Here is a 13,584-nt window from a genome sequence, read left to right on the forward strand (position 1 = left end):
GTGCATAGCTAGGGAGCAGAAAAAGCTCATGCACATAACATAACTTATAATCAGGTAGGCTAAAAAGGTTTTTTTTGTTGTAGGCACTATGCACACTCCTCAAAAAGATTAATATAGTGTATACTTAGTGTATAGATAAATTTTTAAAATTAAATGGATGTGACTATGAAATCACCTGAAAGCATAAGCTTTTTGCATCTACAAGAAGTACAAGAAGATCAAAGTCTTGATTTTCATCCTAAAAGCTTTGACGACTATTTAGGGCAAAAAGAACTCAAACAAAAATTACATGTATACACTACCGCTGCTTTAATGCGCAAAGAGCCTCTTGACCATCTGTTGCTTTTTGGTCCACCGGGGCTAGGAAAAACTACTCTAGCACAAATTATGGCCCATATTATGGGAGTGGGCATTAAAATTTGTAGTGGCCCTATGCTTGAGCGCACGGGTGACTTAGTAGCATTACTTTCAGGCCTTGAGCCACGCGATATTTTATTTATAGATGAGATACACCGTATGCCAACACCTGTAGAAGAAGTGTTATATAGTGCAATGGAACATTTTAAAGTAGACGTAATTATTGGCCAAGGAGCAGGTGCACAATCTATTAATTTGCCATTAAGTCCTTTTACTCTTGTAGGCGCTACAACAAAAACAGGTATGCTCTCAGCACCACTACGTAGCCGTTTTGGCATTAGTGAGCGGCTAGAATTTTACGAAGATACCGATTTAAAAGATATAGTACTACAAAATGCGCGCTATTTAAAAGTCTCTCTTTCAAATGATGCCGCACTACTTATAGGCCAAGCAGCGCGTGGCACGCCTCGTATAGCAAAAAAGTTATTACGTCGTGTACGGGATTTTGCACAAGTTAATTATAATGGTCAAGCATCAGATGATATTGTGAGAGAAGCGCTCAGTTTTTTAGGCATAGATTCAGAAGGATTAAATAGACTTGACTATACTTTACTTAAAACTATTATTGAATGCTTTAACGGTGGACCTGTCGGTCTTGAAACACTAGCCTCGGTGCTTGGCGAAGATGCACACACATTAGAAGACGTCTATGAGCCTTTTTTGCTACGTCGTGGCTACCTAGAAAAAACATCACGAGGTCGACAGATTCCCTATAAAACGTTACCTTATTTAAAAAGCAAGTTTTTTGGACAACAGCTACTATCGTAGGAGTCTCTCAGCATGGCTGGCCATTCAAAATGGAAACAAATTAAACATAAAAAAGCAAAAGAAGATTCAAAAAGAGGCAAACTTTTTACTAAACTCATAAAAGAGATCTCTATAGCTGCCCGTTCAGGCGGAGGAGACCCTGCAGGGAACGCTCGCTTACGCTTTTTAATGGAAAAAGCTAAAGAGATCAATATGCCTCAAGAAAATACTATTAGGGCTATCAAGCGTGGCACCGGAGAGCTTCCAGGCGTAAGCTATGAACGGTACATGTATGAAGGATATGGCCCAGGCAATAGCGCCATACTTATTGAAGTACTTACCGATAACAAAAATAGAGCTATAGCTGAACTTCGTACATTATTTAGTAAAAAAGGCGGCATTCTTGCTGAAAGTGGTGCTGTAAGTTGGATGTTTGACAAATTAGGTGTTCTTGAAGTACCTACAACTGGGCTTACTGAAGATACGTTACTTGAAAACCTTCTTGCGTACCCAGTAAAAGATATTAAAGAGGAAGATGATACTTTTAGTATTATAACTGATGCCAAAGCACTAGAAGAAGTCAAACAAGGGCTTACTAGTATGGGCATAAAAGTAGAAAATTCAGAAATAGAGTGGTTGCCTCGAGAAACAATAGAGCTCGGCCCTGATTTAGAAGAAAAAGCTTTCGAATTTTTAGGAGCCATAGAAGATTTAGATGATGTACAAAACGTTTACACTAATTTAGCATAAAGAACTATACCATGGTATTAAGCATGACAGGTTTTAGCTCAACTATACTTGAAGTTGGCAAAATACATTTAACTATGACATTAAAGTCACTAAACTCTCGTTTTTTTGAAGTAAATTGTAAATTGCCTTACTTACTCACCCATTTAGAAACAGATATTATCAAGCTGTGCAAGGCTAAACTGTATAGAGGCAATGTGTACGCTACTGTGTATATGACTAATCCGCATGCTTTAACCTCAGGTATTGAGCCCTCTTTAACTACTGTCGGTGGCTACCTAAAAGCTCTTGAAACTATAAAACAGCAATTTTCTTTAAGTGGCTCTGTATCGGTAAGCGATATTTTAACATTACCTAATATATTTGAAGTCAAGGAAGGCCTTATAGACGAGGCTACAACTGCTACTATTATGCAAGCTATAAGTGAACTTATTGAATCACTCAATCAGACTCGTATCCAAGAAGGGTCACAACTAGCCCATGATATTAATCAACGCATTGTTTTTATAAAACAGTATCTTGAAAAGTTAGAGCCACGCGCACAAGAAGTACTCAAACAACGCAAAGAAACATTACTTAACAATTTCAAAGCAGTACTTGCAGAAAATAATCAAGAAGTTAGCCATGAATCTCAAAACATGATGATATACAGCCAACTTGAAAAGATGGATATACACGAAGAAATTGTACGTTTTAAAACGCATCTAGACAGTTTAACTCAATGCCTTGAATCTAGTAACAAAGAAAAAGGCAAAAAACTTGATTTCACTCTCCAAGAGCTTTTTAGAGAGATTAATACAATAGCCTCTAAATGCTTAGATGCTACAATTAGTAGCCTTGCTATTAATATAAAGTTTGAACTTGAAAAAGCACGTGAACAATCACAAAATATAGTTTAAATTGAAATTAAATAAAATAAATATAAATGCATCATTTGACATTTTGTCAAATATATAGTAGGCTAAAAAGAGCTACTAGAGTACATGTATTAGTATATAATGAGAGCTACAGGAAGAATTATGCACAAAATTACTGAAAAATTTTTTAAGGGATCAGTAGGGATTACTATTCTAGTGCTGTCTTTTAGCTTTCTTTCTCTAGCAATGATAACAGATTCCTTTTTATCAAACAGCTTACCTGCCATAATTGATCAACATATTAAAAGCGATCTAGAAAAAAACTCCAAGGAACAGGCTTCTGGAATACCGTTTAAAAAGCTTTTTGAAAAATATAAACAGCAACAAGTACCCTTTATTTTAGCACGCAAAGTACATCTGCTGGCTGATGATACTCGTTTTTATGAGTATTATGATTACAATGAACTAAAAGAAAATCAACTAACTTTATCCTCAACTGTTTTTTTAGAGTATTTTTTACTGCATCCACTTGATGGAACATGGCATTATCTAGCAAATTCACTTGATGCTACAAACGGCAATCATAAAAAACTTACTTTGATTGATTTTGCCAGTAGAGCTAAACAAGCTGTAGATGAAAACTCAAACTTGGAATTTGCCTCTTATTTTTTAATGCTTGGATTGTGCTGTGAACATGGTTCTGGAATCGAAAAAGATTATCGCTTGGCACTTTATTATTATTGCCTAGCAGCTAAAAAGGGCTTACATGAGGCACATATATCTATAAGCTATCTCTTGAATCCAAAAACTATTTGTGAACATAAACAGTCACTTGATAAAAACCTTCTTGAAACATATATAACATTACATCCTTTGTCTTTGCGATCATCAGCAACTACTCAGTCTTATATTGAAAAGGTTAAAGAGCTGTACAAAGATCTACAAAATGCAAAAAGCAACTCAAATAGCACTAATCCATTAGAGCAATACCATCTCAAGGCAAAACAAAATAAACTCTACAAAATAATAGCTGACTACCACATGACTCAAGCCTTGTTTGAAACATCTATAGACAAACTCTTAGATTTCTCTCTCGACCTTCTTACCAGTAATAAGGGTGGACTTTATTTAGGTAGAGATAGCCTCTGTAAAGTACAGGAAATAGTAGATGCAATTGATAACTCTTGTATAAAAATACTTAGCTTAGAACAAAAAAATAAAATAAATTTTATAAACACATTACTGCACACCAGACAAGCACCTGCTGTTTAAAAAGCATTTGACATTAAAAATTACTAATAGTACAATAATAAAAAGAGTAAAAATAGTATTCACCCATTATTGTGTAAAATTAGTATGCATAAAAAAAATTCTGTTATTACGTTTATTTTAAGTGGCTTAGTCCTCATGGCTAGCAATAGCTTAAGTATGTCAAATAATCTGCCAAAAATACTCCAAAGACCACTTGATTATAAAGCTCCCCTAGAGCTTAGTAATGTACTAGGTGCTGATACTTTAGATGGCCTAAGTGGTAAAAAACTGAGCGATCTTTTAGCTCTGTCATCAGATTCTAGCACTATGCCTTTTTTACTTGCTGAAGTAGTAAACCTAACTACAAAAAAAGTATTCTATTGTGATGCTCGTATACTTTGCAAAAGACTCTGTAGCGAATTAATCTCTCAAGTTTTCAAAGAAGATAATATTAAGAAATTAAAATTAGCATGCAAACTTGGCTGTGGCAACTTACTGGATATACATGGCAACAACCTACTTCACAGGGCAATACTAGAAGGTAACTCTGACATGGTTGCGCGCATCTTGGCCCTTAAACCAACACTTATTGGTCAAAAAAACAAGGCTGGCCAAACACCTCTAGATATTACTTTGGGAAAAGTTTCTTTGTTAGAAGTACTTTATAGAAAAACGATAAACAAAAACGAAGACCCAAAAGAACTAAAGCACACAGTACTCCATGAAGCAGTAAAAGAGCTGATATCCTCTTTTAACCTTAAAAATCAAGATTTAGAAGAACATATAGAAACTGTACGTTGTATAGTTAATGAAGAGCCTGAACTCAAAGATATGCTAGATCAAAACTATCATACAGCTTACGCTATAGTACAGTGGTGCTCTTTACCAAAAAAAACCAAGAATCTGCTTCTTGACTTATTAGAACCAGCCAATGCAATAAACCAATTAGGTCATACACTTAAAAAGATAAAAACTACTCATACACGCAGAAATTCTTCTGACTATATACAAGATTCCCCTTACAGAAACTTTGTAGAACTTTTTAAAAATTTTAATATATTTGTTACTTTATTTACCATTCATTCATTGTCAGATGCAGAATTTAATTATGTAGGAAACTTTTCACATGGGTTTTCTTTTCCTGTTTCCCCACAACAAGAATGTTCTGCTTTATTGCTTCAGACTGCCTATGATAGATCTAAAGATACTTGTATTAACATAGGATTATTATATGAATATGGTATAGGAACTACTATTAATACAAAGCTTGCCCGACGCTACTATGAACTTGGGGCATCTCATCATAACTCTGCTATTGCTTTATATAAACTTTACCATTTTTATATGCATAACTTAGGTGGCACTTCTAACATAGCACTTGCCAATGAATACTATAGCAAGGCATTTAAAACTCAAAAGACACGCACTACATTATATAAATTTGCCCTACGCCTGTTAGCTCAATCTGGTAGAGCTATTGTTTTAGGAGAACAAGCTTATAAAGACAGTAGTAAACTCTTACAAAGCCTTGTAATTCATAACCATGACGGTACTGAGATGCAGTTTATACTTCAAAACATCTTACAAAACGCAGAATAACTCCAGAAGAGAACATTATGAATTCTACTACTCTGATCCGTGCTCTTCTATTAAGCCTAACGCTTATAGGTATACACGATCCTTATTTATACTCAATGATGAAAAATGTGCTGCCACAAACAGCTAAAACCCCTGCTTATGATACTTTCCGTAAACGCACAGCTTATCTTAAAGCCTATAGCTTATTTAAAGAATCACAAAAATATGACTTTTCAAGCAACAAAATAACAGAGCCACAAGAGCTTAAAAGACATGCGGCAAAAAACGAAGAATTAGATACAGTCAAAAAAACTGTTACTACCCTTTTAGAAGGCTTTGATGAATTGCTTGTGCTCTTTGGTGCAGATAACACAGTAAATCGAGATGCATTTTTGCTTTCTTTAGCAAAAGTTAACCTTGAAGAATTAGTTGCAGATAAAAACCATCCGCTAGCTACGAACGTGGCTAAAAATAACACTATTTTAGAACAAATCAATGCAAAAATACATGCTAGAAACAGAGCACTAGCACAAGAAATTAGTATGCATATACAAAAAGAGTGGCCAAAAGAATTAGCAGCTCATTTTTCTACTTCAGAATATTTTTTAAAACTCGTAAAATGTATTGAAGATGCTTATAATACCTTTTCTGATACAGAAAACATACTAGCTCATATACAGAAAAGCTTATTAACCGATATGTATAAAATATATGCAAACGATATTACGAACAGCACCGGCATTTTAAGTAGTATACCTAAAATTGATATTTCTGCGGGCAAAAATAATTTATCAGCATTTCAAATAGAAGAGCTTAAAGCCTGCTTGCCAGGCCCTATAGAAGCACATAAAAAAAAGATAGAGCAATTAGTTACTCTATTAAACACTAAAGCCGTAAGTGATTTAACAGAAATTAAAACCTTTATAAAAGAGAAAAAGTTCCAGGAAGCATTTGCAGCAGTAAATAGTTTAAAATCACCTGCATTAGATGATGACAACCAACTCTATAAAGAAGTTGAAATCGCACTCAAATCTTTACCAGAAGAGATACGTAAAAAACTTCCTAATGGCCAAGATTGGATCTACAGGCTTGATAGTACTTCTGCTCAGTTTGCGTTACTTAAAGAAACCCTTGAAGAACTTTCTGCACTCTATACCTCTCTAACGCAAAGAGAACTGAAAAGTATTATAGAAAATTATATTTCAAACAACACTCTTGAAAAAACACAATTAAATAACCGACTAGCTTATGAAATAAGCAAACAATTAGAGCACCATTTACCTGGTAGTATTCATAACAGAGAGGCTCATAACGCATTACAAAAAATAGCTCAAGCGCTCACTACCTGCTGTACTTATGATAAAAATCAAGAAGCTCTAACAGCAATTGCACGCTCTAGTATAAGCGATCAACCTCTTCTTTTTCATGAAGATACTACAAAGACGATAAGTACCAGAACATTGAGAGAGCTTATATTAGCCCAAGAAAGAACTCCTACTGATTTTATGCCTCATTTTATCTGTTACTTTATACAAACAACTGAGTTAAAAGAGGGACCTCAAGATATTTTTAACTTCCTTATAGCGCTTTTAGACTATTACCCAAGCGTTTCTAAGGATCCTGCTACAGGGCAACCAGTCTATTATTTTATAAAATCAGCTAAAGTTTGCCCTAAAAATAAACGTTTATTACTTTACATACAAACTTTATTAGATAACTATAAAGCCGTTATAAATAGACAAGCACTTGCAGATAAGTGGGAACTTAATTTAGAACATATAACTCAATTAGAACAACCCACTAAAATTAGTGGCATTCATGAGTTTAGCTCTGAAAATGCACCTACAAATAAAGTTGAAAAATCTTGGAACTTTAAAAATATAGATGATAGTATTACTACCGTTACTCTTATGATAGACAAAGACACTTTGCTCTATTGTCCAAGAAATACAGCTATTTCACTAGGCACGCTAAAGCACGTAAGCACAAGTAACTCTAGCACTACTTCTACAAACACAACACCGAGCACGTTACTTGATGCTAAATGCTCAACGCTATTTCCGCCCGCCTTTGCTCAGGAAACTGTTTTGCTTACCTGCATAGCTGAGGCTTTACATTCCATTAAAGTGCAACAACTAGCCTTGAACAATACGCCAAACGAACAAATAACAAAATCTGTTGGGGTATGCAAAAATGGTAAAGATAAAATTTTTATAGAATTTATTATCGACAAAGGAGACTCTAGAGTTGTGCCTTCTATTGTTACTTTATACCCACTAGCAAACTTTAAACAAGCAAATCCAATTTTAGTAAAAGATATTAATGCATTTAAAACCTATACTCACCAACTAGGAATAAAGGGCATTAACTTATTACAAAAAAATGCTCCTCTAACTTACCGCCGCATAATGCTTGACTTAATGGGACCAGAAGAAATAAGCTATCAAAATAAATTAAAAGCTTTAATTTGTAACGATGTTGCTCGTCAACTTATAGTCTCTAGTCAGCTACACAATGCTTGTGTAACACCCGAAAGTTTAAAAACACTGAGCCCGCTGGCAAACAAAGATATACTTGTATTAATTTTTGGTGCAGAAAGTAGCCATATAGAAGCAATGCATAGTGCGTATGAGCATGCTAGAGCACAACCTGACCATAAAGAAGATAAACCCCAGTTTAAAAAGCAGCTCACTCAAATAATAGACAACTCAGGAGCAAGTTCTTATCAGTGGGTTAACGATGCACTGGCATTAGGAAATGGCAAAAAATGGTCTAGTGTTCAGCTAAAAAATAGTGTGCTTTATTGTTATACAGCATTGAGCAATGCCAGTAATCTTAACTACTTGTTAACCACTAAACAAAATTTTAAAGATAAAACAAATGTACTTGTCGTTGTCTGTAGCTTTCAAACAGGCGCAGGTAATGCTTTAAGAATTTCTGACAAATTAAAGCAATTACCTAACGGTGACAAATATTCTTTAGGTAAAATTGGCTCATCCTTCTTTTATATACCTATAAAAAAACATGAAATAGATTTTTGTATACAACAACAACTTACAAAAACTACGAGCACTATACATTAGACTTGTTAACTGGCAACAAACATAAGAGAGGTGTATACTTAGAGTATACGCCTTTTTTTATAGCTAATTTTCAGTTTACACCCTTTTTGCTTAGTACCACTATTTTATGGATAAACATTTCACGCATTTACACTTACATACTGATCATTCACTACTTGATGGCGCTATTACTCTTGATAAGCTTGTCAACTTCGGTAAAAAAAATAATTTTAAAGCTTTGGCCATTACCGATCATGGTAATATTTTTGGTGCTGTAAAGTTTTTCCAACAAGCCCAAAAAGCTGGCATTAAGCCCATACTAGGTATGGAAGCTTATTTCACTGAAAATGCAGCCTTACGTGACGCTGATAATAAGTATTATCATTTAATTTTACTGGTACAAAATGCTGTAGGGTATAAAAATTTATGTAAGCTTATCTCATTTGCTTATCAACAGGGATTTTATTTTAAACCTCGTATAGATTACGCTATTTTAGAACAATACTCTGAAGGCCTTATTGTTACCTCTGCATGCTTAGGTGGCCATATACCAAGCTTGCTTATGCAAAACAACTACGAAGAAGCTGACAAAAGAATAGACTGGTTTTTACGTGTATTTGGCAAAGAGCGCTTTTATCTTGAAGTACAGCCTGAAGATCAAGAAGACCAAAAAATATTAAATAAAAAGATTTTTGAAATAGCCAAGCGTAAAGACGTTCACGTAGTAGCAACTGGTGATTGCCATTATGTAACTCCAGAAGATCGTGAAGCTCATGAAGTCATGCTTGCTATTCAAACACATCATAAAGTTACCGACCCAGGCAGATTTACTTTTGGTGATTGTCGTGTACACATGCGCACACAAAACGAGATGCTCGAGATATTTAAAGATAATCCTGAAGCTATCTGGAATACCGGAAAAATTGCTGATATGTGTAACTTTACCTTTGAAACGGGCAAGCTTTTTTTTCCTCAATTTGAAATACCAGACACCTATACTCAAGAAAGTTATTTTGAAGAGCTCTGTAAAACAGGCCTACAAAAGCTGTTTGATACAGGGCGTATCGATATAAATCAACCAGAACTCTATTGGGATCGCTTAAGCGTAGAAATAAAGCTTATCGTAAGTATGGGCTTTATTGGTTACTTTTTAGTAGTAAGTGACTTTATAGGCTGGGCTCGCACAAACGGCATTCCTGTGGGTCCTGGTCGTGGATCAGCAGCTGGATCGCTTGTTGCCTGGGCACTACAGATTACTGATATAGATCCGCTTAAGTACAACCTGCTTTTTGAGCGTTTTTTAAACCCTGAACGAATCTCTATGCCTGATATAGATATAGATTTTTGTATTGAGGGTCGTGATGCTGTCATAGAATATGTTCGCACCAAATATGGCCATGACAAAGTGTGCCAAATTATTACCTTTGGTACTATGATGGCTAAAGGTGTAATCAAAGACGTAGCACGCGCTTTAGGATTTCCCTTTGAAGATTCAAATGCCTTAACTGATCTTATACCAGATCAGCTTAAAATTACCCTTACTGAAGCTCTTGAACAAGAACCTAAGCTCAAAGAACTTATCGCAGGCAGTCCCAATGTTGCAAAGCTGTTTGATCTTGCATTGCGCTTAGAAGGAATAACACGCCATGCATCTAAACATGCTGCAGGTATAGTAATATCACCTGAACCTATAAGCGATGTGCTTCCTGTCTATATACCTTCAAAATCAACTGATTTGGTTACCCAGTATGCAATGACTGAACTTGAAAGTCTTGGGTACTTAAAGATGGACTTTCTGGGGCTTAAAAATTTAACACTTATCGATAGAGCAATAAAACTTATACAGCAAAACCATGCTCTTACAATAGATATAACTAAACTACCACTTGATGATGCTAAAACATTTGCTTTGTTATGCCGTGGTGAAACTTCTGGGGTATTCCAGTTAGAATCTGATGGTCTTAAAGATGTATTAAGGCGCTTGCAACCCGCTTGCTTTGAAGACATAATCGCCGTTAACGCGCTGTATAGACCCGGGCCATTAGGCTCAGGAATGGTTGACGACTTTATTGAATGTAAGCATGGCAGACAGCCTATTAAGTATATCTTTCCTGAGTTAGAGCCACTTTTAAAAGAGACGTATGGCGTAATTGTTTATCAAGAGCAAGTAATAAAAATAGCTTCTTCTATAGCCAATTATAGTTTAGGTGAAGCTGATATATTACGTCGTGCTATGGGTAAGAAAAAAGCTGACGAGATGGACAGACAAAAAGCTATTTTTGTCGAACGTGCCATAAAACGTAATTTTGATGGAAAAAAATCGGGTGAATTATTTGATCTTATGGCCTACTTTGCAGGCTACGGATTTAACAAATCTCACTCAGCTGCTTATGCGCTTATTGCTTATCAAACTGCTTATTTAAAAGCCAATTTTTGTGCTGAATTTATGGCCTGCTTAATTTCTTTAGAAGCAAGCGACGGCGATCAAATGGCGTTTTACGTACAAGCTGCCAAAGAGATAGGCCTTACTATACTGCCGCCTGACGTTAACCAATCGCAGGTTAACTTTAGTGTAGTTGATGGCAACATACGCTTTGGACTACATGGTATTAAAAACGTTGGTAAAACAGCACTTGAAAATATTATTAAAGAGCGTGAAGCTAAAGGCTCTTTTAGGGATCTACTTGATTTATGTAATCGTGTTGATTTACGTAGTTGCAATAAGCGTGTGCTTGAAAGTTTAATTTACTCAGGAGCACTTGATCAACTGCCAGGCAACAGGTCTCAAAAGTTTGAAGAGCTAGCAAAAGTTATCGATAGAGCACTTGAAAAAAAGAAAGCCGCACGCACAGGCCAACTCGGTCTTTTTGATCAACGTAAAGCAGCAACCCAAGGACAAGAAGACACAGAAATTTTCATGTACCAAGCACGTGCAGAATGGTCTGATGCTATTAAGCTTGAAAAAGAAAAAGAAGTTGTAGGCCTCTATGTAACAGCGCAACCGCTTGATAGCTATGCACGGCAACTAGCGTGGGCACAAACTACGCACTTTGCTCAAGCGAGTAAATTACCTATAGAAAGTGCAATTATTTGTGGTGGTTCACTTGCTGCAAGCAAAGTAGTTACCACTAAAAAAGGTGACAAAATGGCCTTTTTAACTCTAGAAGATACGACAAGCCGCGCTGAAATAGTGGTGTTTCCTAAATTGTACACTCAAGTAGGGCCCTGGCTTGATAGCTACCAAGTCTTTTTAGTTAAAGGGACTCTTGATACTACTTCAACACAAACACCTAAAATTAAAGCACAAACGTGTATTCCACTTGATTTATTGTTTGAGCCTTGGGCTTGTGAAAAGCTTGTTGTAGGATTACCAGAGAATTTTGAGCCTGCATTACTTTCTACTCTTAAAAGCAAACTTGTAACTGGTTCTACGGGGCTTGAGTTCCATTTTGTAGAAAAAGAAAAACCACTACGCTTAGTGGCTAAAGATAAAATACGCTTAGATGCCCAAGCTCTTTTAGAGTTAGAAAAATATAATATAACTCTCACAATACTCTTTTAAATAGTAACGCGCAGTAAGAAGTAAAAAAGCCCGAATTAATTCGGGCTTTTCAATAGAGTATTATTTATTGGATTACACACCACTTTTTATCAGCCTGCTGCTTTTCCATAAGAGCCTTTAAATCAGCCCAATCGTGTCTATAATAACTACTTTTATTATATTGACGACAAACAAATTCATAAGAAGTTTCTAAAGGCTGACCAACCTCTAACGATTCACTAGACCTAAAATCGCAATTAGCGCCTTTTTGAGTAAGCACTTTTACAACTTCTTTAGCAGTTATAGATTTAGATATTTTAGAAGAGGTAGAGGCCATTAGAGCATAATGAAGTGGGGTAAGTCCTTTAACATTAAGATCGTTTACTTGTGCTCCTGCATTTATAAGCAAAGAGACTAAGTCTAAGAACGCTGGATAACTAATAGATTTCTTATTATTGTTTGCTAAAAGAGCTATAAAAAGAGCTGTATTGCCCTCTTTATCTTTTAAATTAATGTTGGCTCCTTTAGCAAGTAATAACTTAGCCCACTTTTTATTAATTTTTTTTGCTGCGTACATAAGCAAGGAAGAGTTATTTGAGTCAACAATCATATTTACATCCGCACCTAACCACTGCATCAGCTTATTTATCTCGTATTTCACTTTGGAAACATTAGATTTATATTGTGCTATTTGGGTGTCTGTACAATTTTGATTATGTTTGGGATTAGAGAGATAGCTTAATTGTTCGCAAGTCTTTAGTAATAATAGGAGCAGATAAGCATGCTTTTCTGTATCTGTTTTGCCTTGCATGCACTGTTCATCAAAGAACAATTTAGCTTGAGAAGTACCTAAAGCAATCAAAGTCCAATTTTTTAAAATAAACTCTAACTGAGACCTATTATCTTCACGTAATGAAGCTGCTCTTTTGCCTTTTAAAAGACTATCAACTTGTAATTCTTGCGATACTACACTTTGTAACTCTGTATACATTTTATCAAAAGCTTCTCTATTAAAAGCAGCATTGTCCATAAAATAGTTATACAGGCTTTTACATGAGAGTGCTGTATTTCTTAGATCAAAGATATGGTACTTAATGTCCCTAACATAACCATCCGAAATACTAACTTCTTGAACAGTAACTAACTGTAGTAGTATTGCTTTTTTAAGGTCTTGAGGCAATACGGCAAAATAATTTAAATCACTCGGTGTCTGCATAGAGGTAGTACTATTGAAAAATCCAAGTAATAAAAAGAGAATTACAAAAATGAATCGGTTGTTTTTTGACACAATAAGCCTTTAATAAATTTTATAATATTTATATTATATAGTTATTCTATTTTATATTAAATTATACAAATGTCAATTTAAAATACCATTTTAACA

At 35.2% G+C, this 13,584-nt stretch carries 8 protein-coding genes; 7 read left to right on the forward strand and 1 reads right to left on the reverse strand.

Annotated features, from left to right (window positions below):
• The first annotated feature begins 153 nt into the window (after positions 1-153).
• The 7 genes from ruvB to dnaE all read left to right on the forward strand — a co-directional run bounded on the left by ruvB (position 154) and on the right by dnaE (position 12,221).
• Complete coding sequence (gene ruvB, locus H0X48_02165) at positions 154-1,185, forward strand: Holliday junction branch migration DNA helicase RuvB (protein ID MBA3954102.1); 1,032 nt, start codon at positions 154-156, stop codon at positions 1,183-1,185.
• A gap of 12 nt (positions 1,186-1,197) precedes the next feature.
• Positions 1,198-1,914 (forward strand): YebC/PmpR family DNA-binding transcriptional regulator, encoded by a 717-nt coding sequence (locus H0X48_02170; GenBank protein MBA3954103.1) that lies wholly within the window; start codon positions 1,198-1,200, stop codon positions 1,912-1,914.
• An 11-nt stretch (positions 1,915-1,925) separates the two neighbouring features.
• Positions 1,926-2,810: a YicC family protein gene (locus tag H0X48_02175; GenBank protein ID MBA3954104.1), complete on the forward strand. Its 885-nt coding sequence runs from the start codon at positions 1,926-1,928 to the stop codon at positions 2,808-2,810.
• Positions 2,811-2,930: 120 nt separating this feature from the next.
• A complete protein-coding gene (locus H0X48_02180) occupies positions 2,931-4,040 on the forward strand; it encodes an SEL1-like repeat protein (protein ID MBA3954105.1) in 1,110 nt (369 codons plus the stop codon).
• A gap of 84 nt (positions 4,041-4,124) precedes the next feature.
• Positions 4,125-5,618 (forward strand): hypothetical protein, encoded by a 1,494-nt coding sequence (locus H0X48_02185; protein MBA3954106.1) that lies wholly within the window; start codon positions 4,125-4,127, stop codon positions 5,616-5,618.
• A gap of 17 nt (positions 5,619-5,635) precedes the next feature.
• Positions 5,636-8,680, forward strand: a complete 3,045-nt coding sequence (locus H0X48_02190; GenBank protein ID MBA3954107.1) for a hypothetical protein — start codon at positions 5,636-5,638, stop codon at positions 8,678-8,680.
• 106 nt (positions 8,681-8,786) lie between these two features.
• Positions 8,787-12,221, forward strand: coding sequence for a DNA polymerase III subunit alpha (gene dnaE, locus H0X48_02195; protein MBA3954108.1), 3,435 nt, complete (start codon positions 8,787-8,789; stop codon positions 12,219-12,221).
• A 64-nt stretch (positions 12,222-12,285) separates the two neighbouring features.
• On the opposite strand, the gene H0X48_02200 is transcribed toward dnaE, so the two are convergent.
• Complete coding sequence (locus tag H0X48_02200) at positions 12,286-13,488, reverse strand: ankyrin repeat domain-containing protein (protein ID MBA3954109.1); 1,203 nt, start codon at positions 13,486-13,488, stop codon at positions 12,286-12,288.
• Positions 13,489-13,584 lie beyond the last annotated feature (96 nt).

The organism is Candidatus Dependentiae bacterium (genome assembly GCA_013821315.1).
Taxonomy (GTDB): domain Bacteria; phylum Babelota; class Babeliae; order Babelales; family Babelaceae; genus JACDHA01.